This is a genomic window from Winslowiella toletana (genome assembly GCF_017875465.1).
Lineage (GTDB): Bacteria > Pseudomonadota > Gammaproteobacteria > Enterobacterales > Enterobacteriaceae > Erwinia > Erwinia toletana.
This window is the reverse complement of record NZ_JAGGMQ010000001.1, coordinates 826,153-853,013: the sequence shown is the minus strand read 5'-3', so window position 1 is coordinate 853,013 and position 26,861 is coordinate 826,153. Positions and strand designations below refer to the sequence as shown.

Here is a 26,861-nt window from a genome sequence, read left to right as displayed (position 1 = left end):
ACTGGTGTGTAAGGGGTTACTTAGATGGCACAGCTCAATGAAGGCCGCGTCGATATTATCTCACGCGATAACGGAACGCTGATCTCCCAGGCGACTGGCGGCGCTAACCATACGGTAATGCTGACTGAGCCTAGCGTGGTGAAGATAAACGGCACTCGTGCGATGGTCGTGGAGTTTGAGCGGCAGGGAAACGATCTGATCCTGCACATGCGCGATGGAAGCGTTGTGCGTTACCAGCAGTTCTTCTTCGATGACGTCGATGGTTCACACAGTGAGCTGGTGTTCGATGACGGCGTCAACCCGCCTGAACATGCGCTGTTCCCGGTCACCACCGAGATGACTGATGCGACGACCGCGATGGCGATTACCCCAACGTACGAATCACTGGGTAACCTTGAACCGCTGTTGTTGGCCGATAACGAAATTTCCGGTGGTGTAATCACCGCCGCCGGTATCGGCGCGCTGGGCCTGGTTGGGCTGGGAGTCGCCGCAGCGGGTGGCGGAGGTGGTGGTGGCGGAGGTGGGGGCGACACAACGCCAACACCGGTTCAGCCAACGATTACCATCAATCCCTTTGCTGGTGACAATATTCTTGATGCCGGTGAAAAAGGCAGCAGCCAGACGATTTCCGGTACTACCACCAATGTTGAAGCGGGCCGTACGGTAACCATTACGCTCGGTGGCGTGACCTACACCACTACGGTAGCGGCCGATGGCAGCTGGAGCGTCGCGGTTCCTCCGGCCGCGTTACAGGCGCTGGCCAACGGCAGCACCACCATTGCTGTCAGCGTTACCGATGCTGCCGGTACTGCCGCCAGCGACACCCAGGCGATTACCGTCACCGGTCCGGTAGTGGAGGTTCCCACCATCACTATCGGCGCCTTTGCCGGTGATAATATTCTTGATGCCGATGAAAAAGGCAGCAGCCAGGCGATTTCCGGCACCACGACCAATGTTGAAGCCGGACGCACGGTCACCATTACGCTTGGTGGTGTGACCTATACCACCACCGTGGCGGCCAATGGCAGCTGGAGCGTCAACGTACCTTCCACCGCCTTGCAGGCGCTGGCCGAAGGCGCCACCACCATCAATGCCAGCGTCAGCAACAGCGCGGGCGCCACCGCCAGCGACAGCCAGGCGATTACGGTGACCGGTGGTGATAATGAGCAACCCACACTTACCCTGAATGATTTTGCTGGCGACAATGTGCTTGATGGCGCAGAGAAGCAAATCGATCAGTTGCTTAGCGGGACGACGACCAATGTCGAGGCAGGCCGAACCGTTACGATTACGCTGGGTGGTCAGACTTACAGCACGCTGGTGCAGGCTAACGGCAGCTGGAGTGTACTGGTGCCGTCAGCCGCGCTGGAAGCGCTGACGGCGGGAACCACCACTATCAGCGCCAGCGTCAGCAATGCTGCAGGCAATAGCGCCAGTGACAGCAGTGCTCTGGTGGTTCAGCCGGATACTGCAGGCAGTATTGCGCTGGAGCCGATTAGCGATGATGGCTATCTCGGCGCCGGGGAAGTGGCCGCCGGGTTAGTGATTAGCGGCACCACTACCGGTGTCACTGCGGGCAGCATCGTGACTGTCAGTTTCAACGGCAATAATTATACCGCCATCGTCAATGCCGATGGCAGCTGGAGCGCCACCATTCCTTCCCCGGCGCTGAGCGCACTGCCTGATGGTGTACTGACGGTCAGCGCCAGCGTCACCGACAGCAATGGCGATCTGATCAGCAACAGTGGTCAGCTCAATGTGCTGATCAATAGCTCACCGGACGCCACCATCGATCCGCCATTTGGCGGCGACGGCACGCTGAATGGCGATGAGGCCAGTAACGATCAGACCATCGGTGGCAATACCGGTGTGACCGGCCCCGGCCAGACGGTAGTGGTGACCATTGGCGGCAACGATTACAACGCGCCGGTGGCTAATGACGGCAGCTGGACCGTCACCATTCCGGCGCAAGACCTGGGTAACCTGCCGCAGGGCGGCGCTAACCCGATCATAGTGGTAGTTACCGATCCGGCGGGCAATACCAGCACCTCGACGACGCCACTGGTGGTGGATACCTTGCCACCGGCGCTGACCCCAGGTGTACCGATCTCTGGTGACGGCTATCTTAACCAGCAGGAGCAGGCTCAGCCGTTAATTATTGGCGGCAGCGGAGAAGCCAACGCCAGCATTGTGGTTACCCTTGCGGGGGTTAACTACCCGGCAACGGTGGACAGCACGGGTCAGTGGTCGGTCACTGTTCCTGCCAATACCCTTGCTGACGGCAGCTATACGGTGGCGATCACCGCAACCGACGGCGCAGGCAATACCACCACGGTTAACAGCCCGCTGACGGTCATTGCCGATCCGGCTAATTTCCCCACTATCACCCTTAATCCGTTTGCCGGCGACGGCATACTCGATGGCGCTGAACAGCAGACTGAGCAGTTTATTACCGGTACCACTGATGCGCCGCAGGGGCAGACCATTACCGTCACGCTGGGCAATACCAGCTATACCGGCATTGTCGAGTCGGATGGCAGCTGGTCGGTCAGCGTTCCCGCCAGCGCGCTGGCGGGGCTGAACAACGGCACGCAGAACTTCACCGTCAGCGTTAACGATGCGGCAGGCAACACCAGCACCAGTGATGGCAGTTTTGACGTCGATACCACTCTCGCCGCGATTGCGCTTGATCCACTGAGTGGCGACGGCTATCTCAATGCGCAGGAAGCGACCAGCGATCTGACCGTTAGCGGTACTTCAGGCAATGTGGCGGCGGGCAGTGTGGTCAGCTTTGTGATTGGCGCTACAACCTATACCGCGATTGTGCAGGCTGATGGCAGCTGGAGCACCACGGTTCCGTCTGCCGTTCTGGCTAATCTGCCCGATGGTCCGTTAACCATTACCGCCACCACGCCGGGCGCTAACGGCGCCACTATTACGGCGGACGGCACGCTGAATGTGGTGATCGCCAGTCAGCCTGCGGCCACTATCGATCCGCCATTTGGCGGTGACGGCGCGCTGAACGGCAACGAAGTCAGTACCGATCAGACTATCAGCGGTAATACCGGGGTGAATGCGCCCGGTCAGACGGTGCAGGTTACCCTCGGCGGCAATAATTACACCGCGCTGGTGGGCAGCGACGGCAACTGGTCAGTGACTATCCCGGCTACGGATCTGGGCGATCTGCCGCAGGGCAGCAACAATCCGCTGGTGGTGGCGGTTACTGATGCAGCAGGAAATACCAGCACCTCGACTACGCCGCTGTTGGTGGATACGGTGGCGCCAGCGCTGGGACTCGACGATCCGATTTCCGGTAACGGCTATCTGAATGCGCTGGAGCAGGGGCAGCCGTTAGTGATTGTGGGCAGCGGCGAAGCCGATACCAGCATTGTGGTTACGCTGAATGGGGTGGATTACCCGGCCACGGTCACCAGCGGCGGTCAGTGGACGGTAACCATTCCGGCGGCCGATCTGGCGAATATCGCCGATGGTAACTACAGCGTTGGTATTGTCGCCAGCGACGCGGCGGGCAATACCACCGCCACCAGCGCGCCGCTGGTGGTGGATACCCAGTCGCCTCCGCTGGCGCTGACTACGCCAATTTCCGGTGATGGTTATCTTAACCAGCAGGAGCAGGCCGAACCGTTAATTATTGCCGGCAGCGGTGAAGCGGGCGCGAATATCGTCGTCACCCTTGATGAGGTTGATTATCCTGCTACGGTGGACAGTGACGGCAAGTGGTCAGTCACCGTCCCGGCAAATACGCTGGGCGATGGCAGCTATAACGTGGCGATCACCACCACCGACGGTGCGGGTAATGCCACTACGGTTAACAGCCCGCTGACGGTTATTGCCAGCCCGGCTAATCAGCCGACCCTCACGGTCGATCCGCTGACTGGCGACGGGGTGCTGGATGGCGCAGAGCAGCAAACCGAACAGTTCCTTACCGGTACCACCACCAATGTACAGCACGGACAAGTGGTTACCGTTACGCTGGGTGGCGAGAGCTACACCGGCGTGGTGCAGGCCAGCGGTGCCTGGTCAGTCAGTATCCCGGCCAGCGCGCTGGAGGGGCTGACTAACGGCACGCAGAACTATACCGTCAGCGTCGACGATGCAGCGGGCAACAATGCCAGCGACACGGGCAGTTTTGTGGTGGATAACACCGTCGGCGCGATTGCGCTTGATCCCCTGAGTGGCGACGGCTATCTCAATGCGCTGGAGGCGGAAAGCGATCTGACCGTCAGCGGCACCTCAAGCAATGTGGCGGCGGGCAGTACCGTCAGCTTTGTGATTGGCACCACCACCTATACGGCGATTGTGCAGGCCAATGGCAGCTGGAGCACCACGGTTCCGTCCACTGTCCTGGCTAATCTGCCCGATGGTCCGTTAACCATTACCGCTACCACCCCGGGGGCAAACGGCGCCACGATCAGCGCGGACGGGACATTAAATGTGGCGATTAACGATCTGCCGCAGGCGAATATCGATACACCGTTTACTGACGCGATCCTGAGCGGCGATGAGTCGAGGAGCGATCAGACGCTGACCGGCAACACCGGCGCGACCGGTGACGGACAGACGGTGACGGTGACCATTGGCGGCGTCGATTACCCCGTGCAGGTGGCGACAGATGGCAGCTGGAGCCTGCTGGTGCCGTCGACCGCCTTGCAGAACCTGCCGGAAGGCCCGACTACCATCGTGGTGGCGGTCAGCGATGCGGCGGGTAACAGCAATACCTCAACCACCACGGTGCGGGTGGATACGCTGCCGCCAGCGCTGGATATTGAGCCAATTTCCGAAGATGGCCGGGTTAATGGCAGCGAACAGAATCAGCCGCTGCTGATTGAAGGTCATGCGGAAGCAGGATCGACAGTCATCGTTACCCTTGATGGCGTCGACTATCCGGCGACTATTGATGCCAGCGGCTACTGGACGGTCAATGTGCCGTCTGCGGTATTGCAGGGGCTGATTGATGGCACCTACCCGGTCAGCGTCACCGCCAGTGATAGCGCTGGCAATAGCACCACGCAACTTAGCAGCATTATTCTCAGTACCAGCGCCCCGGCCTTTACTCTCGCGCCAGTCGCCGGTGATGGCATGCTTAACAGTATTGAGCAGGGCGTGCCGCTGGAACTGAACGGCACCGGTACGCCGGGCGACAGCGTGCAGGTTACGCTGAATGGCAAAAGTTACAGCGCCATTGTCGATGGCAATAACAACTGGTCGGTCAATGTCCCGACCGGCGATCTGGCGGCGCTGAATAACGGCAGCAGCTACACCGTGGCGGTCACCGTCACCGATCCAGCAGGCAACAGCGCCTCGCAGCAAACCGGGCTGGTAATTGATACCAGCGCGCCGGTCGTCACACTTAATCCGGTTGCGGTTGATGGCATACTGAATGCCAGCGAACAGACGCAGCCGTTAATTGTCGGTGGCAACGGCACGGCGGGCGATACGATTACCGTCACCCTGAATCAGGTCGAATATAGTGTGGTTGTTGGCCAGAACGGTCAGTGGGAGGTGACAATTCCGGCGGCGGACCTGACGAACCTGCCCGGCGGCAATAACCCGCTGACGGTGGAGGCGCGCGATCCGGCGGGCAATACCAGCACGCAGAGCACCAACCTGCTGGTTGATACCGCCGCGCCAGCGCTGGAACTGAATCCGATTGCGGTTGACGGCACGGTAAATGCCAGCGAACAGGGGCAGCCGCTGCTGATCAGTGGTAGTGGCAGCGCCGGGGATATAATTAGCCTCACCCTTAATGGTGAGAACTACACCGCCACCGTTGGCAGTGATAACCAGTGGAGCGTCAGTGTTCCGGTTTCCGCGCTGGGGGCTATCGCCGATGGCACTTATCCGCTTACCGTGACCGCCACTAACGCCAGCGGCAACAGCAGCAGCACCAGCAGTAATCTGACCTTTGATACCGCTACACCAGCGTTAACCGTGGAGCCGGTATCCGATGGTTACCTCAATAATCAGGAGCGCGACGAAAACCTGACGATTAACGGCACCGGCGACGCTGGCGATAATGTCACGGTGACGCTGAATAATGTCGATTATCCGGCGGTGGTAAACAGTGACGGTAACTGGTCGGTGCAAATCCCGCCTGCGGTGCTGGCGTTGCTGCCGGATGGTCCTTATACCGTCAGCGTGACGGTAGTGGATGCGGTGGGTAACACCAATACCAGCACCAGCCCGTTAATCGTCGCCGCCGATCCGGCTAATCTGCCGACCATCAGTGTCGATCCGTTTACCGGTGATGGCCAGCTGAACGGCGCGGAGCAGGGCGAAAGTCAGATTCTGACCGGTACCACCACTAATGTGCAGGCCGGACAGCTGGTAACTGTGCTCCTTAACGGTGTGCCGTATACCGGCGAGGTAAAAGCCGGTGGCGCCTGGAGTGTCAATATCCCGGCCAGCGCTTTTGCCGGTCTGCAAAACAGTACGCAAACCTTTGATGTCAGCGTCAGTGACCTCGCCGGCAATCCTGCCACCGGCAGTGAAACCTTTACCGTCGATAACAGCTTCAGCGCACTGGCGATTGGCATTATCAGTGGCGATGATTACCTCAACGCCATTGAGGCGCAATCCGATCTTACCATCAGTGGCAGTTCAAATAATGTTGCCGAGGGCACGACCGTAACGGTTACGTTAAATAACATTGCGTACACCGGCACCGTTGATGCAGACGGCAAATGGAGCATCATCGTCCCGACCGCGGATTTGCAGGTGCTGCCGGATGGCCCGCTGACGGTTACCGCTACCAGCACTGACAGCAACAACAACCAGGTGACCAGCGAAAATACGCTAAATGTGGCGATCAATACGCTGCCGCAGCCGACGCTGGATACGCCGTTTGGTGATGGCGTGCTCAGTGCGGATGAAGCGCAGAATCCGCAGACGCTGAGCGGCACCACCGGCGTGATTGCCGATGGGCAGCAAGTGTTTGTCACCGTCGGCGGTGTGCAGTATGCGGCGCTGGTCGATGGCCAGGGTAACTGGACCGTCACTATCCCGCCCGCCACGCTGCAAAATCTGCCTGACGGCAACGCCAATGTGGTGGTAGTGGTGGTCAGCGATGTGGCTGGTAACAGCGATACCTTAACCACGCCGGTGGTGGTGGACAGCACGCCGCCGGATATTGCGCTTAACCCGGTCTCTGGCGACGGCATAATTAACGCCACTGAACAGGGCTTGCCGCTGGCGATCAGCGGCAGCACCGAAGCGGGTAGCACGGTGGTGGTGACCCTGAATGGCATCGCTTATCCGGCGATTGTGGCGGCCAGTGGCAGCTGGAGCGCCACGGTTCCGGCCAGCGCATTGCAGGCGCTGACCGACGGCAAATACGATATCAGCATCACTGCCACGGATGCGAATGGCAACAGCGCCACCGTGCTGACGCCGGTCACGCTGGATACCAGTGCGCCAGCCTTTACCGTCGCGGTTATTGCCGGTGACGGCACGCTGAATGCCAGCGAACAGGCACAACCGCTGGCGATCAATGGTACCGGCGTCGCCGGTGACAGCGTCAGTGTGATCCTGAATGGCAACAGCTATAGCGCCACCGTGGGGGCGGATGGCCAGTGGACTGTCAATGTTCCGGCGGCCGATCTGGCAACCCTGACGGATGGCGTTTATCCGGTTCGCATCACCGTCAGCGATGCCGCAGGTAACAGCACCACCCAGCAGGTCAGCCTGCCGGTAGATATTACCCCTCCGGCGCTGACGCTGAATCCGCCTTCCGGTGATGGCATTCTCAGCAGCGCAGAGCAGGGACAGCCGCTGCTGCTTAACGGTAGCGGAGAATCTGGCGATAACATCACCGTCAGCCTTAACGGTAAAAGCTATCAGGCGACAGTTGGCGTAAATGGCCAGTGGTCGCTGGAAGTGCCTGCCGTCGATCTGGCAGGGTTAAGCGAAGGGGCTAATCCGCTTAGCGTCACCACCCGCGACAGCGCAGGCAATATCACCACGGTACAAAGCAGCCTGACGCTGGATACCACTGCGCCAACACTGACGGTAGCGATTAATACCTTTGCCGGTAATGGCATTGTTGATGGCGCAGAGCGCGCGGTCGATCAGATTCTGAGTGGCACCACCAACGCAGAGGCCGGGCAAACGGTAACCGTGACGCTTAATGGCGTCAGCTATAGCGGTCTGGTGCTGGCGGGGGGCGCGTGGAATGTCACCATCCCGGCGGGGGCAATGGCTGGCTTAAACGATGGCAGCCAGACGCTGGCGGTCAGCGTCACAAACGCCGCCGGTAACAGCACCAGCGTTAGCGACAACTACACCATTAACACCAGCGGCAGCAGCCTGGCGATTGCGCCAGTCAGCGATGGTTATCTGAATGCCAGTGAACAAGGGGCAGCGCTAAGCATCAGCGGCCAGAGCACCAATGTCACTGCTGGCAGCATCGTGGTCGTCACGGTGAATGGGGTTGATTATAACGCAACGGTGAACGCCGATGGCAGCTGGACAGCAACGGTGCCAGCCGGTGCGCTGAGCCTGGTGGCCGACGGTCCGTTAGCGATCAGCGCAACGGTAAACGATGCGGCCGGTAATCCGGTTACCAGCACCAGCAGCGTAACGGTGCTGGCAGATACCCTGCCGACGGTAACCATTAATCCATCATTTGGTGATGGCTCGCTGAATGCCGATGATATCGCGGCGAACGGCACGCTGACCGGCAGCACCGGCGTTGCCGGTGAGGGTCAGACGGTTAGCGTTAACTTTGACGGTACGACTTACAACGGAACCGTAGCCAGCGACGGTAGCTGGACCATCTCCATTCCTGCTGCGGCGTTGCAGGAGCTGCAACAGGGCACCACCAGCTTTACCGTTACCGTCGGCGATGTAGCGGGTAATACCGCGACCGGCAACGGCAGCGTGCTGGTGGATACGCTGCCGCCAGCTCTGCTGGTGGGGGTGCTGTCCGGTGATGGCGTGGTTAATGCCACCGAACTGGGCCAGCCGCTGGCAGTCAGCGGCACCGGTGAAAATGGCGCGACTATTGTCGTCAGCTTTGCTGGCACGCCATATACCACTACGGTAGACACCAACGGTAGCTGGACGCTTAATATCCCGGCTGATGCCCTGAGCGGTCTGACTAACGGCAGTTACGATCTGACGGTGACCGCTACCGACAGCGCGGGCAACAGCACGCAGCAGCCAGCCTCGTTTACGGTGAAAGCCGACGCGGCCTCGTTGCCGACCATCAGCTTTGACGCCTTTGCCGGGAATAATGTGGTGGATGGCGCCGAGCAGCAAACGGCGCAGACTCTCTCGGGGGTTACTACTAACGTTGAAGCGGGTCAGACGGTGACCATTACTCTTGATGGCGCTATCTATACCGCGATTGTGCAGCCGAGCGGCGCGTGGAGCATAGCGATTCCGGCGTCCGCTTTACAGGATCTGGCTAATGGCGACAACAGCCTGGTAGTGGCAGTCAGTGATGCTGCAGGTAACAGTATCAGCAACACTCTCGACTTTAGCGTAAACAATGCGCTGTCCGGACTGGCCGTCGATCCAGTCAGCGGCGATGGCTATCTGAATGCCACGGAAGCCGGGCAGGATCTGCTGATCAGCGGGACTTCACAAAATGTGGCGACCGGCAGTACGGTAACCATCGAGTTTAATAATCAGACCTTTACCGCTGAAGTGGGCGCCAATGGCGTCTGGAGCGTGGCGATCCCACCGGCCGCGCTGGCAGGTCTGACGGATGGCCCGACGACCGTCAACGTCAGCGCTACCGATGCGGCGGGTAATCCGGTATCCAGTGATGCCACCCTGAATGTGCAGATTAATGAACTGCCAGATGCCACCATTCTGCCGCCATTTGGCGACAGCATCCTGAATGCGGCGGAAGCGGGCAGCACGCAGACCCTGCGTGGCAGCACCGGCAAAGCGGGGGACGGTCAGCAGGTCAGCGTCAATATTAACGGTGTTGACTACAACGGGCTGGTAGACAGCGATGGCAACTGGACGGTCAGTCTGTCACCGACGGTGCTACAGACACTGGGCGCAGGCAGTATGGTGGTGACGGTCACTGACGCTGCGGGTAACCAGGATCAGGTCAGCGCGCCGTTTAGTGTCGATCTTATTCCACCAACCTTAACCATCGATACCATTGCCGGTGATGGCCGGGTCAATGCAGCGGAATCGGTGGCGGCGATCGCCATCTCCGGCACCACCACTGCACAGGCGGGGCAGATTGTTACCATTACCCTTAATGGACAAAGCTATACCGCCACCGTTAATGCCAGCGGTGTCTGGTCACTGGATCTGCCTGCTGGCGCGCTGGCCGGGATCAGTAATGGCAGTTATACCCTGACTGCGACGGTCACTGATGCGGCGGGCAATCCGACCAGCAGCAGCAGTGCGGTGACGGTGGAAACCGCCGCGCTGGTGCCAACCTTCAATACGCCATTTACTGATGGCTATCTGAACAGTGCTGAAGCTCAGCAGCCGCAGACGCTGACTGGCACCACCGGCGCTAGCGGCGCCGGACAATCGGTGGTGGTGAATATTGGCGGCACTGATTACAACGCGCAGGTAGATGCCAGCGGTAACTGGTCACTGGTGTTGCAGCCAGCCACGCTACAGGATCTGAGCAGCGGCAATCTGCCGATTGTGGTGACGGTAACCGATGGGTCCGGCAATCAGGGGGTGATCGACAGCACCGCCAGTGTGGATTTCCAGGCGCCGACGCTGACTATCAGCACCATTGCTGGCGATAATATTATTAATGCCGCCGAGTACCAGCAGGTAGTGGCAGTCAGCGGTACTGCCTCGGTAACTGAGGCGGGTCAGCAGGTGACCGTGACCTTTAATGGCGTCAGCTATCAGACGCTGGTGCAGAGTGACGGCAGCTGGAGCGTCAACCTGCCAGCGGGTGCGTTGCAGGGGCTGGCGGATGGCAGCTATCCGGTTAGCGCCGAACTCAGTGATAAAGCGCTGAACAGCACCAGCGTGACGCAGAACATCACCATTGATGCCAGCCCGGCAACTTTGCCAACGCTGACCATCAGCGCGGTGTCTGGCGATAACTATATTAATCAGGCTGAGGCTGGTCAGGTGCTGGCGATCTCGGGCACCAGCACCAATCTGGAAGCGGGTCGTACGGTGAGCGTGGTGCTGAATGGCAAAACCTATACCGCGACGGTCGACGCCAGCGGCGGCTGGAGCACCAATGTACCGGCCGCCGATGCAGGCGCGCTGGCCGACGGTGCGCAAACCATTACCGCCTCAGCCACCGACACCGCAGGCAATCCGGCCAGCAATACCCATAACGTTACGGTGATTGCGGCGGCGGCGGACCAGCCAACGCTGAACTTTAATCCGGTCAGCGGCGATGACATTATCAATGCCCAGGAATCCAACAGTAATCTGATTATCAGCGGCACCAGTCAGCGTATACCCGCTGGCGGCAACGTGCTGGTGACGCTGGATGGTAAAACATACAACGCCACGGTGGATGCTAACGGCAACTGGAGCACCACTGTGCCGGCTGCCGATGTGCGCGCACTGGATCAGGGCAGCAATACCGTCACCGCCAGTTCGGCCGATGTCGCCGGTAACCCGGCTAACGCCAGCCACAACTTTACCGTTGATACGGTCGAGCCGTTGCTGAGCGTCACGCTGGATGCGGGTGATGTGCTGAATCTGGCGGAAGCGCTGGCCGGACTGCTGGTCAGCGGCCAGACCGAAGCGGGATTAACCGTCACGGTCACGCTGAACAATAAAGAGTACAGCGCCACGGCGGACGTTAATGGCGCCTGGAGCCTGACCATTCCATCCGGCGACCTGCTGTTATTGCAGGATGGCGAGCTGGGGGTTGGCGTATCGGTTACTGACCGTGCGGGCAATACCAGCACCGACGTGGTCAATCTTGATGTGCTGATTAATGCGCTGCCAGTGCTGAATATTACCACTCCGTTTGTCGATGGCCTGTTAAACGCGGCGGAATCGCTGGTGGCACAGACCATCACTGGCACATCCAGCAATCTTGCGGTGGGTACTGCGGTGGTGGTCACCATTGGCGGACTGACCTTTAATGGCACGGTCACTGCGAATAACGTCTGGAGTGTCAATATCCCGGCGGGCAGTCTGGCGGGACTGAGCGATGGCCAGCTACAGGTTGAAGTCAGTGCGGTTGACACTGCCGGTAACCCGGCGACCGCCACGGTCAGCGCCGATGTGCTGATCAATACCTTGCCGGATGCCACCATTCTGACGCCATTTGTTGACGGCTTACTGAATGCGGCGGAAGCAGGCGTTAATCAGCTGATCAGCGGCACTACCGGGATCACGGGTAGCGGCCAGACGGTGACGCTGAAAATTGATAACACCACCTTTACCACCACCGTCGATCAAAATGGCAACTGGAGCGCCACCCTGACGCCAACGCAGCTGGCGGCGCTGGGCAACGGCACCCATACCATTGACGTCACCGTAACTGACCGCGCGCAGAACAGCGACAGTACGACGCTCGGCTTCAACGCCATTATCACCGGTCTGCCGCAGCCAACGCTGGCGACGCCGTTTGTTGATGGTTTCCTGAATGCAGCGGAAGCGGCAGTTAATGGAGCACTGACCGGCACCACCGGTATCACCGGTGCGCAAACCGTGAAGGTTACGCTAAACGGCACCACCTATGACGCCACCGTGGATGCCACGACCGGCGCGTGGAATTTGCCGCTGAGCAGCGGTCTGTTGCAGAGCCTGCAGGATGGCAATCTGCCGATCAGCGTGGTGGTAACCGATGCGGCTGGTAATGTCGGCAACACCAGTGGTTCGCTGACAGTAGCGGTAAATAGTCTGCCCAATGCGACCATCAATCTGCCATTTGGCGATGGCGCACTGAATATTGACGAGGCCGCAGTCAGTCAGCTGATTAGCGGTAAAACCGGCGTGGTGGGCGCGGGTCAAAGCGTCAGCGTACTGATTAGCGGCTTTAATGGTGATAATCCGCTCAACGCCACGGTTGATGCTAATGGCAACTGGTCGTTGTCGCTTACGCCAACCCAGCTGGCGACACTGGCGAATGGTACACACAGCATTACCGTGACCGCCAGAGACGCCGCAGGCAACAGTGATGTGGAGACGCTGAATGTCACCACTGCGCTGACCCTGCCGGAACCGGTGATCAATACGCCGTTTATTGATGGCGTACTGAATATCACTGAAGCGGGAGCGGCGGTGACCTTAACCGGCAGAACCGGGGTGGATGGACTTAATCAGGGCGTACAGCTGAAAATCGATGTTAACGGTATCAGCTATACCGGCACCGTCGATGCCAGTGGTAACTGGTCGGTGAATATTCCGGCCGGGGCATTAAGTGGATTAACCAACGGAACCCACACTATCAACGTGACGGTCACCGACAGTGCCGGTAATACCAACAGCGAGAGCCTGAACTTTACCGCCTCACTGACGGCGCCGGTGCCGACGCTGAATCTGCCGTTTACCGACGGTTACCTTAACGCCGCCGAAGCGCTGGCAGGAGGCGTGTTAAGTGGTAAAACCGGCGTCACCGGCGCGGGTCAGTCCGTCAGTGTCACCATTGCCGGTACCACCTATACCGGCGCTACCGTTGACAATAACGGTAACTGGACGCTGAATGTCGGCAGCGGCGTGCTCTCTGCGCTGGGCCAGGGTACGGCCAGCGTGGCGGTGCAGGCTACCGACAGCGCGGGTAACGTCGGCGCGATTAATGGCAGCTTTACGGTGGATACGCAAGTACCGACCATCACCATTACGCCATTTACCGGCGATAACGCGCTGACTTATCTGGAAAGTTTAACCACTCAGACCCTGGGCGGCACCACGACCGGCGCGAGCATCGGCTCGGTAGTGACGGTAACCATTGGCACTGCAACCCTGAGCGGAGTGGTGCAGGCGAATGGCAGCTGGACGGTGAATGTTACGCCGGCGGCGATGCTGCAGCTGGGTACCACCAGCGGCACCATCAGCGCCTCGGTCAGTGATATCGCCGGTAACGTCGGTAATTCCAGCGCGACGGTGACGGTCGATCTGACGCCGCCGCCAGCACCGCTGGTTACGCTGACGCCAGTTGGCGGCGACAATATCATCAATGTGGCCGATGGCACCGGTAATGTGACGCTGGCAGGGACCTACGGCAATATCGGTACCGCGGGCGGCACCGTCACCGTAACCATCAATGGTGCGCTGGCCGGTACAGCCGTGGTTTCCACTGATGATGGCAGCTGGAGCATCAGCGTGCCAAATACCAGCTTTATTGACGGCAATGCGGTGGTCAGTGTTACCGCCAGCGGGCTGGATGGCTCCGCCACCAGCAACTCAACCGTGGTGGTGGATCGCGTGCCGCCAGTGCTGACCATTGGCGCTTTCACCGGCGATAATGTGCTGAATGGCAGTGAAGCCACCGCCACGCAGACCATTAATGGCACCGCCTCGCTGAGTGAAGCAGGGCGCACGGTGAGTGTCACTTTAAACGGCAAAACCTACACTGCCGTGGTGCAGGCCAACGGTAGCTGGTCGGCTGCAGTACCGGCGGCTGATTTGCAGGCGCTGGGACAGGGGGCGCAGACCATCAGCGCCACCCTGAGTGATGCGGCGGGCAATCCCGGCACCGCGACCCATGCGATTACTGTCGATACTGGCGCACCGCTGCTGCAGGTGGATGCATTGCTTGGCGATAACGTGCTGAATGCGGCCGATATTCTGTTAACTCAGACTTTAACCGGCCGTGCGACTGGCGCCGAAGGGCAGACCATCGGCCTCTATCTTGGTGACGGCGCGCCAATTGCCACCGCAGTGGTCAATGCCAATGGCACTTTCTCGATTGACCTGACACCGCAAGTGCTTGGCTCACTGACAGACGGCGCGCTGGTATTTGGCGTGCGGGTCAGTGATGCGGCCGGTAACCAGACGGACGCGACGTTAACCGTTAATAAAGTGGTTAACAGCGCGCTGAATCTGGTGGTGGATACGCTGTTCGGCGACGGCTTCCTTAATGCCGCCGATACCGCAGTCGCGCAAACGATCAGCGGCATCACCACCTCTGCCGGGGTCGGCGCTACTGTGGCGCTGACCATTGGCGGCACCACGCTTACCGCAGCGGTGGGGCAGGATGGTAAGTGGGCGATTGTTGTACCGCCAACGCTGCTGGATGTGTTTAACGATGGCAATATCGCACTCCAGCTGACGCTAACCGATGCCTACGGCAACACCAGTACTGTCGATAAAACCTTTACCGCGATTGTTGATAACCTGCCGCAGATCGGCGCGCTGACCGGCCTGTTTGGCGGTGATAATCTGCTGAATATTGTCGAATCCACCGTGGAACAGACCGTGAAAGGGGTAGTGACGGCGGCGACCGGCTCAACGGTCACCGTAACCCTGGGCAGTAAATCCTACGCGGCGACGGTCAATGCGCTGGGTGAATGGAGTATCAAAATTCCGCCGCTGGATCTCGGCGCACTGACCGATGGCACCCTCGCGCTGGGGGTGAAAGTGGTGGATCCGGCCGGTAATACCACCTCGACCTCGGTTGATGTCGGCATCTTTACCGCGCAGCCTTCTATTACCCTCAGCCCGATCTTTGGCGATGGCATTCTGAATATTGCCGACCTTGCCACCGGTCAGATTATTAGCGGTGTGGTGAATAATGTGGCTGCGGGCAGCACCATTACGCTGGGCATTGGCGGCAATACGGTGACGGCGGAGGTCGGTGCCAATGGCGCCTTTAGCGCTACCGTCTCGCCGGATATTCTCGGCACTTTAACCAGCGGCAATTTAACCATCTCCGCCAGCGTGACCGATGCAGCGGGCAATACCGCGTCCGCTTCACAGGGACTGGTGGTTGACGTTATCCGTCCGGTGGTGAACCTTGCCACACTGTTTGGCGACGGACTGCTGAATGCGGCTGATGCGCTGTTAACCCAGACCATCACCGGTACGGTCAGCGGTGCGGAAGCCGGTTCCCGGGTAGTGGTGACCATCGGTGGGCAACAGTTTGTTACCGCCACCACCGGTAATAGCTTCAGCCTGGCGCTGACGCCAGCGATTCTGCAGGGATTACTGGATGGCAACCTGACGGTGGGTGTGGCGGTAACCGATAGCGCCGGAAATACCGGTAGCGCGACGGCCGGCGCCATCGTCGGTATTCATAATCTGCCGGTGATTACGCTTAATCCGCTGTTTGGCGACGGCATTCTGAATCTGGTGGAATCACTGGTAACTCAGACGATTACCGGTACGGTGACCAATGCGGCTGGCTCGACAGTAAGAATCAATATCGGTAATTCCACCGTCACCGCCCAGGTCGGTAGCGACGGTAAATTTAGTGCGACGGTAGCGCCCGATATTCTCGGTACGCTGCTGAACGGTAACCTGACCGTCGGTGTTTCCGTGACTGACGCGGTAGGCAATACCACCGGTGTCAGTGCTGGCGTACAGGTGGGTATCAGTAATCCACCGACCCTGACGCTGAATACCGTATTTGGCGATGGCGTACTGAGCGCCGCCGATCTGAACTCGACGCAAACCATCAGCGGCAGCAGCAGTAATCTGGCGGTTGGTTCAACGGTCAGCGTGACGCTTGGCGGCAAAAGCTACAGCGCCCTGGTGGCCAGCGGTGGCGCCTGGTCAGTCAGCGTGTCTAAAGCGGATCTCGCGTTACTGAGCAACGGTAATCTGACGGTAAATGCTTCGGCCACCGATGCTTACGGCAATGTGGCGACGAAGAGTGGTTCCGTCAGTGTGATTACCAATACGCCGCCAACGGTCAGTATCAGCGCGGTATTTGGCGATGGCCTGCTGAATGCTACGGATGCGCAGAGTGCGCAGACCATTACCGGTACCACCACCAATGCTGAAGGGTCGACGGTGACGGTGAAAGTCGGCAGCTCGTTAACTCTGACGGGGACGGTCGCTGCGAATGGTACCTGGAGCGTCAGTGTGCCGTCCGCCAGCCTGATTGCGCTGGCTGATGGTACGCAAAACGTCACGGCTACGGTGACCAATGCCGCAGGTAACAGCGGCAGTGGCAGCAGCAGCGCCAGTGTGATTACGCATAGTCTGCCATCGGTCGCGCTGGGCGTGCTGTTCACCGACGGCTATCTGAATCTGTCAGAAGCCTCTGCCACTGAAACCATCACCGGGACGTCGACCAATGCGGTCGGCAGCCGGGTATCGGTTGATGTGGCGGGCACGGTGTACACCACCACGGTGCTGGCAAATGGCACCTGGAGCGTCAACGTGCCATCTTCGACACTGCGCGGCATCTCTGATGGCAGCCACACGGTACTGGTGACGCTGACCGACCCGGTAGGTAACACATCGGTGGCGGGCAGCAGCTTTACCGCGAAAACCCACGATCTGCCGGTTGTCGGCGTCGATCCGGTGCTTGCGCTGGTTAATGTGCTGCTGAATGGTCTGACAGTTTCCGGCGGCACACTGAATCTGGCGCAGGGTACGCGCGTTAATGTGACCCTGAATGGTTCAACCATGCAGGCCACCACTGATGCGCTGGGCCGCTACAGCGTTAAATTCGCTGGCGGACTGTTAACCGCGCTGAATCTGAATTCGATTGTCACGGTGACGGCAGTTGACGTCGCGGGTAACCCGGCATCGACCACTACCACCCTGTTGCTGGGTTCATTGTTGCCGGTTGCCACAGCGGCAACCTCATCGCTGGCGCTGTTCTCGGTGGCGGCCGATGATGCGACCTCGGTCGATACACATGCGTTAGCCGCCACCGCGGCCAGCCATGAGGAAACCGCTAAAGCGAGCAGCAGCACCGAAACCTCGGCTACCACCACGGTTGAGTCGACGCTAACCACCGATGCGGATAGCGCAACCAGCGCGGCAACGGCCACCAGTAGTGAAAGCACCACTGCCACTACAGATGAAACGGCCAGCACGGCGGCTGATGACAGCAGTTATACCATCGGCGGCGTGGTGATTACGCTGGCGGATGGCACCACCCATGAGGGGGCAACGGTCACCGGTAGTCTGGGTGATGATACCGTCACCGTTAATAACCTTAACTTCGAGCATATCGATGGCGGGGCGGGTACCGATACGCTGGTGCTGGGCGGTGAGCATATGGCGCTCGATCTGACGGCGCTGGGTCTGAAAGTGGAGCATATCGAAGTGCTGGATCTCGGCGCATCGGGCACCAACAGCGTCAAGCTGGATCTGAATGAAGCGTTGAAACTGACGGATACGCAAAATGAGGATCTGCTGATTAAAGGTGCGGATGGCAGCCAGGTGACCCTGAGCAATACCGATGGCGGCGTATGGGCGACGGTAGGTCAGCGTACCGTCGATGGTCAGGTATTTGATGTTTATCACAATTCAGCCCTGACCAGCGATAACAGCCTTGGTGATGTGCTGGTGCAACATAATCTGCAGGTGCATGTCGTCTGATGGATTAATGCAGTACTTAACAGGGTCACGCCAGGCGTGGCCCTTTTTTTTCTCACCAACGGTAAATTTGATGAATCTGGTTTAACTGTTTGCGCCATATGAAAAAAAAAGCGTGGCAGTTAATAAACAGTAACCCGCTAAAACTGGTTAATACGCCTGATTTAAACGGTACTGGCTGAATTTTAGCGGAAAAGCGCCCGTTTTTAGCCTGTGGCGGGCGACTCTGTGCTGCCGGAGTGCGGGTGATATCAAAATAACAGGCTGTTTGGACAGGAAAAATTGGCCAAACTGTTCTATTAATTTAATGGTAGTGAAAATTTCCCGGGACAGGGAAACAACGCTGAAAAGTTAATTTAATTTATCGAATGGATGCGTTTGATACTTTGCTAACCGTCCGTAATGGACTTATCGCTGTATAAGGAACCAGGCATGATGCAAACCTCGCTGCTCCCCATTTTTGCTGAGACGGGCTATACCGTTAACAGCCGACAACAAACGCTAAAGCTGTGGTGTTAATCATGAACAGAGTGTTGGTTTCGTTGTGTGTTGGCGCGTTTTGCAGCCTGTCGACACAGTATGCCGTTGCGGCGGCAGAACCCAAGGCAGAATTTAACTGGCGAGCGGCGCCCACCGAGGAGCAAATTGCCACCCTGACATTGCGCGAGGCGATTTTGCGCGCCTTTGCGCGCAACCCTAAAATTGCCGAAGCCGCTGCGCAGATCCGCGTCGGTGAGGCCGATCTGGATGCGGCAAAAAGCGCCTGGTATCCACAAATTTCGCTGCAGGCCAGCGGCGGACGCTCCAACCAGACCGACTCGGCGGGCAGCCTGAATAATAATGCCTCCGGGGGGCTGACGCTCAGCCAGCTGCTGTATGACTTTGGCCGTACCGGCGGGGCGATCGATGAACAGCATGCATTATCTGATGCTTATCGCTTTGGTCTGTACGACACCATGACCACCGTGGCGCAGGATACCCTGCAGGCCTATCTCGAGGTGAAGCGCTATCAGGCTTTGACACTCGCCTCGCGCAGCAATATCGCCTCACTGGAACATGTGCGCGATATTGCCCAGATGCGCGCCGATGCCGGACTCAGTTCGCAATCCGATGTATTGCAGGCGGGAACCCGTATCGCCGGGATGCGCGCCACACTGGAACAGTATCGTGCGCAGCAGCGCTCGGCGCAGGCGCAGCTGACGGTGCTGACCGGGGTGGTTTCGGACAATCTGCCGGAACTGCCGCAAAGCCTGCTGCAACAGCAGGTCACGCTGGACAAAATTGCCTACGAAAAAAGCGCCGCAGTGCGCAGTGCGCAGGCCAAACAGGAAGCGGCCAGCGATCGTGTCCGTCAGGCGCAGTCCAACCACTGGCCCACCATCAAAGTTGAGGCGGGGCGCACCCGCTATGAAAACGACAACCGCTCTTACTGGGACGATCAGCTGCAGTTACGGGTTGAAGCGCCGATCTATCAGGGCGGTTTAGTTAACGCCAAAACGCGTTCGGCGCAAGGCGAACGCGAAGCCGCACTGGCGGCGATTGAACAGTCAAAGCTGGATATCAACCAGCGGGCATCCACCGCGTATGCCGATATGATTGGCGCCCAGCAGCGTCAGCAGGCGGGGGAGGATCAGCTGGCCAGCGCCGATCATACCCGCTCGGTCTATGCCGATGAATACAAACTGAATAAACGCAGCCTGAACGATCTGCTTAGCGTCGAACAGGATGTCTTCCAGGCCGACAGTATGCGCACTGTAGCGCTCTATGACGGCTGGGACGCCACCGTACGCTATGCCGCGGCGGTAGACAATCTGCTCGATATTATGGGGATCGATCGCGAAGCGAACAGCGGGCAAACCCTGCCTGCGTTGTAATGGTTCACCTGCGTACCACGAATAAAAGGCAGTAATGATGACGACACAAACCGCAAGCACCGAAAACTGGATTGAGGCGATGCTGCGCGTAGCCGCCCGCTTTGGTAAACCGGCCGAAGGTCACACCCTGCGCCAGCAGATGCGCTGGTTTGAGCATCTGAGCGCCAGCCAGCAGCTGGAACGACTGGCGGGCCTGCTTGGTCTGCACCTGACGATGATGCCGCGCGATAAAATTCGCTGGCGTCAGGAAGTGACGCCGGTGGTGCTGATTCTGGAAAACGGCAGCGTGGCGGTGGTCGAAGCCATTGATGCGGAAGGCAATGCGCGTTACTGGATCAGCGACGGCGGCGATGTGGTGCGCGAAACCGAACTGGCGCTGCTGCTGGCGCAGAGTAAGGAGCAGGTGGCGATTATTGGTGTCGCGGCGCGCGGGCGTGATGCGCGTATCGACGAATTTGTGCAGCCCTATAAAAAGCACTGGTTCTGGCATAACTTTCGCGGCATGGGACGGCGTATTGCCGAGATCTCACTGGCGTCTATCGTCGGTAATGTGCTGGCGCTGGCCGGTATTCTGTTTTCGATGCAGGTCTATGACCGGGTGATCCCGGCGCAGTCGGAATCGACGCTGTGGGTGCTGTTTGTCGGCGTGCTGATTGCGGCGGCGATTGAATACCTGATCCGCCTGATGCGTACCCAGGTGTCGGATGTGATGGGTAAGCGCATCGATTTAAAAGTGTCGTCAATGCTGTTTGCCCGCGCGATGAATATTCGCAACGAGGCGCGACCGAAATCCACCGGTTCCTTTATCTCGCAGCTACGTGAAATCGACCAGGTACGTGAACTGCTGACCTCCACCACCGTCGGGGCGGCGGCGGATATGCCGTTTGTGATCCTGTTCCTGTTTATTATGGCGTTTATCGGCGGCCCGCTGGTGATTATTCCGCTGCTGGCCATCCCGTTAATCGTGATCCCCGGCCTGCTGTTGCAGATCCCGATGGCTAAGCTGGCGAAAGAGGGGATGCGCGAAGGGGCGCTGCGTAATGCGGTGCTGGTGGAAACCATTGAAGGGATTGAAGATATCAAAGCGTTGCAGGCTGAGCCTTACTTCCAGCGCCAGTGGGAGCAGACGCACGAAGTCAGCGCGGCGATAGGGATGAAACAGCGGCTGTGGGGCGCGCGCCTTACCGGCTGGGCATCATCGGTGCAGCAGCTGACTTATGCCGGCATGCTGGTGTTCGGCACCTATCTGGTGCTGAGTGGCGATATCACCACCGGGACGTTGGTGGCCAGCAGCCTGTTGTCATCACGGACGATTGCACCGCTGATGCAGCTTACGATGGTGTTCTCGCGCTGGCAACATGCGAAAAGCGCGATGAACGGTCTTGATGAGCTGTTAAAACGTCCGCTGGATCAGCCGGAAGAGGGCGAAGTTGCCCACTGCCCAACCCTGACCGGCCACTACGATCTGCGCAATGTGCAGTACACCTATGATGAAGAGAACGTGAAAAACGTGCTCAATGTGGCGAAGCTGCAAATTAAGCCGGGTGAACGTATCGCCCTGCTCGGCAAGGTGGGAGCCGGCAAATCAACGCTGCTGAAACTGCTGGCCGGTCAGGCCAGCGCCACCCAGGGCAAAGTGGTGGTGGATGGCGTGGATATTGGCCGGATTGATCCGGTGGATTTGCGTCGCCAGCTGGGCTGGTTATCGCAGGATTCGCGCTTATTCTTTGGCACCCTGCGGCAGAACCTGATGCTGGGCAATCCGCATGCCAGCGAGCAGGAGATGTTGCAGGCGCTGCGCATCAGCGGCGCGCTGAGTCTGGTGCAGCAGGATGCCGCCAGTCTTGACCGCATTATTAATGAGGGCGGGCGCGGGCTGTCCGGCGGGCAGCGGCAGATGGTGATGTTAAGCCGCATGATCCTGCGTCAGCCGCAGGTGGTGTTGATGGATGAGCCGACCGCGTCAATGGATGAGCAGCTGGAAGAGCATGTGATTCGTCAGATGCAGGGCTGGCTTTCCGGACGCACGCTGGTGCTGGTTACCCACCGTCCGGCGCTGCTGAAGCTGGTTGACCGTATTGTGGTGATGGATAACGGGCGGATTATTGCCGACGGTCCGCGCGATGAGATTCTGCGTGCGGTCACCCCAACTAATCCCGGCGCCACCAGGGCGGGAGATGCCGCATGAGCCTGATTCTGATTGACCGCGATCTAAAGCGAAATGAAAAACGCACTTCGGCGATTATCTGGATTTCGACCGCCGCGCTGGTGCTGTTTCTGGTCTGGGCGCACTTCGCCATCCTCGATGAAGTGACAGTGGGCACCGGTAAAGTGACGCCTTCCACCCGCGCGCAGGTGATTGAAAGTCTCGATGGCGGTATTGTGGAACAACTGAATGTGCATGAAGGGGATATTGTCGAGAAGGGCCAGGTTCTTGGACGACTGGATCCGACCCGTTTTCAGTCCAACTTTGGCGAAGCGCAATCCAAAGCGCGCACTTTACGCGCCTCAGCTGAGCGCCTGCGTTCAGAACTTACCGGCGCGCCGTTGCAGTTTAGTGCTGAAACCCTGCAGGAGCCGGAGCTGGTGGCGCGCGAAACACAGCTCTATCAGTCACGTCGCCGTAATCTGACAGAGACCGTCAGAAATCTGCAGCAGTCGATGAAACTGGTGCAGGATGAGTTGCGGATGACGCAGCCGCTGGTCGCCAAAGGAGCGGCCGGACAGGTTGAGGTGATTCGGTTGCAGCGCCAGGTGGCAGAACTGCGCGGTAAAATCGATGAAGCGACCAATGACTATGCGGTGCGCGCGCGTGAAGAGCAGGTGAAGAATAACGCCGATCTTGATGCGCAATTGCAGGTGCTGACCGGTAAGCAGGATCAGCTGAATCACGCGGTGCTCTATTCGCCGGTGCGCGGAATTGTGAAAGATATTCAGGTTACCACCGTCGGCGGCGTACTCCAGCCGGGCGGCAAGCTGATGGAAATTGTGCCGCTGGAGGATCAGCTGCTGATTGAAACCCGCATCAACCCACGCGATATCGCCTATATCCGGCCAGGACTGCCGGCGACAGTGAAAATTACCGCTTATGACTCCTCAATCTACGGCAATCTGACGGGCGATGTGGAGAGTGTCTCACCGGACACCCTGCAGGATGAGGTGAAGCGTGATCAATACTACTATCGCATCTATGTACGCACACAAAAGGCCGAATTAACCAATCGCGCCGGACGCACCTTCCCGATAGTGCCCGGTATGGTCGCCAGTGTTGAAATTAAAACTGGTCAGAAATCAGTGATGGATTATCTGATTAAGCCGCTGAATAAAGTTAAAGAATCAATGCGCGAACGCTAGGAAATAGCGCCAGCAATAATTAAGACGTCGATTATTTCCACAAAATAAATAAGTGGAAATAATTGCCGCTTATAAATGAGCATTGCGTGCTAAAAGATGCAAATAATGCGCTAATAAAGAGCGGTTATTTTTCGCGTGTAAAACAGGTTTACGTTTAATGACGATCAGATAATCAGCGGAAAACGGGCAAAAAAAATGCCGAACAAATAACGTTCGGCGGGAAATAACGGTATAACATCTCATTCGGGGTGAATGAAGGTAATAATCAAATAAAATGATGATAGCGGGTACATTCTATAACCTGATGGCAGATTATTTTTATCATTCAGTGCTTAAAATGTAATTTTATGTAATTCAATGATTTATAAGGTTTAATATATTTTGGTGCATTAAGTGCTATATTTTTTAGCTATGAGTGCTGTGTAAAAGTTCCGCAAAAATTACATTTTGAAATATGTATCATTTAGTTTGAAACAGTTTCGGAGATTCAGTAGCATTTTCCCGATAGCATATTAGTTCCCTCAAATTGACAATAGCTTGCCGGCTGAATTTTAAACGTTCAGCACGCAGTGGCAAATAAGGCACATAACTAGAGGGTAATAAAATGAAACTTCGAGTTCTTTCCCTGATGGTCCCCGCGATGCTGATCGCCGGCTCAGCGGGTGCAGCAGAGATCTATAATAAAGACGGCAACAAATTAGATCTCTTCGGTAAAGTCGATGGCTTGCACTATTTCTCCGATAACGACGGCAGTGATGGCGATCAGTCCTATGTTCGTTTCGGTTTCAAAGGTGAAACCCAGGTTTCCGACCAGCTGACGGGTTACGGCCAGTGGGAGTACCAGGCTGCACTGAACAACGCGGAGTCAGAAGGCACCGCAAACAGCTATACCCGTGTCGGATTTGCGGGTCTGAAATTCGGTGATGCGGGTTCTTTCGATTACGGTCGTAACTACGGTGTGGCGTACGATATCGGCGCATGGACCGACGTACTGCCAGAGTTTGGCGGCGACACCTACGGCGCTGACAACTTTATGTTCCAGCGCGGTAATGGCATGGCCACTTACCGTAACAGCAACTTCTTTGGTCTGGTCGATGGCCTGAACTTCGCGGTTCAGTATCAGGGCAAAAACAGCAGCGCCACGGAATCGCCAAACGGCCGTGATGTTCTGGGCCAGAATGGCGATGGCTGGGGTATGTCCACCACTTACGATATCGGTTCTGGCTTCGGTATCGGCGCCTCCATGTTCTCCTCTGACCGTACGACAGACCAGAACGCCCCAGACACGCTGGGTAGCGGTGATAAAGCGACCGCTTATACCGGTGGTCTGAAATATGACGCCAATAATATCTACCTGGCGGCGATGTATACCAAGTCCTATAACGCAACCCGTTTCGGCACCAGTGGTTCCGGCGCATACGGTTATGCGGATAAAGCAGAAAACTGGGAACTGGTGGCGCAGTATCAGTTCGACTTCGGCCTGCGTCCGTCACTGGCTTACGTCACCTCACGCGGTACCGATGTTGAAGGTTATGGCAAACAGAACCTGAAAAAATACATCGATGTGGGCGCGACTTACTATTTCAACAAAAACATGTCCACCTATGTTGATTACCAGATCAATATGCTGGATGACAATCAGTTCACCCAGGATGCTGGCGTGAATACTGATGATATTGTGGCGCTGGGTCTGGTTTACCAGTTCTAAGTGTCAACGGGGGCGTCGCAGTGCGCTCCCGCTCCTGCCTTAACCAAAATGCCAGCGTAATTAGCTGGTGATTCATATAAATAAAGCCAGCATTGCTGGCTTTATCATTGTTTATTCTTGAGTGTTATGATCTTCTGCTGCGCTATCGCAGCCTGGATAATGAGCGTGAAAATTCAGGATGTCTGAGATTTTCTCGCGCTTTTTGCGCATAAAATCTTCATCATACTTTTCACTACCTTCACCGAACAGAACCTTGTGATCGCTGACACCATGGAAGATTGCTACCTCCCAGGCGCTGTCGTAGCCAATGGGAATATCGACCATCTTTCCGCGAAACGAAACAATGATCAGGGGGTCATGTTTTCCAGCAATAATTCGGCCATGAAAAAAACCAACATAATACCCGATGCCAGCAGCTACACGCCCGTCAGCAGCTTCAAAGGTATCCATGGCTTTAACGCGTCCCCAGCCGGGTGAATCGTCGCCAGAATATAGAGAGATTGTGTGAGTGTCTTCGATATGATCAGTGAGCCTGATCACCGTCTGGAGAAGTGTTTCACCAAGAGTAAAATTCATTTTATGCATTTTTTCAGTGCCGTATTCCAGTCTGGCACTGGCGTAAGCAAATTCTTCGCTGAACTCAACTTTTGCTATAAAGCGTTTCTCGATCGCCACGATGTTTGTTTTCTCCCTGAATCCTTTCTTCAGCCTGAGCAAACATTTTACTCAGCTGAGCCGTCTTCTGCTTACGCGTCCCGGTAAGCCTTACAGTCGGAGCATCGAGACTAAGAATTGCAGCATTCTGCTTTGGAGAATGTTTCATAAAGAGCCTCCGTTAATCTACGTGAGCAGTATAAACTCTGAGCAGGCCGATGGGAATCAGGCCTGCAATATTTACAAGCACTGATCGCTATCGCGCCAGTATCGCCCCCAGCGCCTCCTCCAGCAGTAACGCCGTTCGCTCAATATCTTTACCCATCTGCACCTGCACAATCGCGCCATCCACTAATATCGCCACCAGCTCCGCCCGGCTCTGCTGCTCTGCGGGTAAATGCGCGGCAATCGCTGCGCACATTTGCTGCTTATGCTGTTGCACAATAGCCAGCGCCTCTGGCAGCGTATCGGCCAGTTCGGTGGCGGCATTGATAAAGGCGCAGCCGCGAAAGTCGGGCTGTTGAAACCAGCGGTGGAATGCCGCGGTTAACGCCCGGACAGGATTTTTTGCGCACTGTTCTGCCGCCAGCAACTGTTGAAAACCGGCGATCCAGCGCTGATGGCGCAACTGCAGGAAAGCCAGAACCAGATCGTTTTTCGCCGGAAAATGACGATAGAAAGTCACTTTGGTGACGCCAGCCGCCGCAATAATCTTGTCAACGCCCGTCGCGCGAATACCATCCTGATAAAACAGGCGATGGGCGCTGGCAAGAATACGATCGTGGGCGCTGGCTTGCGCATTACAAGGTTCGGAGATCAGCATCAAATTCCTCAGATGGTGGTAGACA

At 57.6% G+C, this 26,861-nt stretch carries 8 protein-coding genes; 5 read left to right on the top strand and 3 right to left on the bottom strand.

Translation table 11 applies throughout. The annotated features are described in order from the left end of the window. The first annotated feature begins 24 nt into the window (after positions 1 to 24). The 5 genes from J2125_RS03975 (at position 25) to ompC (ending at position 25,359) form a co-directional block, all read left to right on the top strand. Complete coding sequence (locus J2125_RS03975) at positions 25 to 18,426, top strand: Ig-like domain-containing protein (RefSeq protein WP_209499466.1); 18,402 nt, start codon at positions 25 to 27, stop codon at positions 18,424 to 18,426. A gap of 518 nt (positions 18,427 to 18,944) precedes the next feature. After that, positions 18,945 to 20,297 (top strand): TolC family outer membrane protein, encoded by a 1,353-nt coding sequence (locus J2125_RS03970; RefSeq protein WP_017799482.1) that lies wholly within the window; start codon positions 18,945 to 18,947, stop codon positions 20,295 to 20,297. 37 nt (positions 20,298 to 20,334) lie between these two features. Further along, on the top strand, positions 20,335 to 22,485 hold the full coding sequence (locus J2125_RS03965; RefSeq protein WP_017799481.1) for a type I secretion system permease/ATPase: 2,151 nt from the start codon (positions 20,335 to 20,337) through the stop codon (positions 22,483 to 22,485). Then, on the top strand, positions 22,482 to 23,651 hold the full coding sequence (locus tag J2125_RS03960; RefSeq protein WP_017799480.1) for a beta-barrel domain-containing protein: 1,170 nt from the start codon (positions 22,482 to 22,484) through the stop codon (positions 23,649 to 23,651). Before J2125_RS03965 ends, J2125_RS03960 begins: the two co-directional genes overlap by 4 nt. 604 nt (positions 23,652 to 24,255) lie before the next feature. After that, positions 24,256 to 25,359, top strand: coding sequence for a porin OmpC (gene ompC, locus J2125_RS03955; protein WP_026111485.1), 1,104 nt, complete (start codon positions 24,256 to 24,258; stop codon positions 25,357 to 25,359). Between the two features lie 111 nt (positions 25,360 to 25,470). On the opposite strand, the gene J2125_RS03950 is transcribed toward ompC, so the two are convergent. The 3 genes from J2125_RS03950 to J2125_RS03940 form a co-directional block, all read right to left on the bottom strand. Further along, positions 25,471 to 26,034, bottom strand: coding sequence for a hypothetical protein (locus J2125_RS03950; protein WP_157819412.1), 564 nt, complete (start codon positions 26,032 to 26,034; stop codon positions 25,471 to 25,473). Beyond that, on the bottom strand, positions 26,000 to 26,182 hold the full coding sequence (locus tag J2125_RS03945) for a hypothetical protein (RefSeq protein WP_157819411.1): 183 nt from the start codon (positions 26,180 to 26,182) through the stop codon (positions 26,000 to 26,002). Before J2125_RS03945 ends, J2125_RS03950 begins: the two co-directional genes overlap by 35 nt. 87 nt (positions 26,183 to 26,269) lie before the next feature. Continuing rightward, positions 26,270 to 26,836 carry a TetR/AcrR family transcriptional regulator gene (locus tag J2125_RS03940; protein ID WP_017799477.1) on the bottom strand — a complete coding sequence of 189 codons (567 nt, stop codon included), beginning with the start codon at positions 26,834 to 26,836 and terminating at the stop codon, positions 26,270 to 26,272. Positions 26,837 to 26,861: the final 25 nt, after the last annotated feature.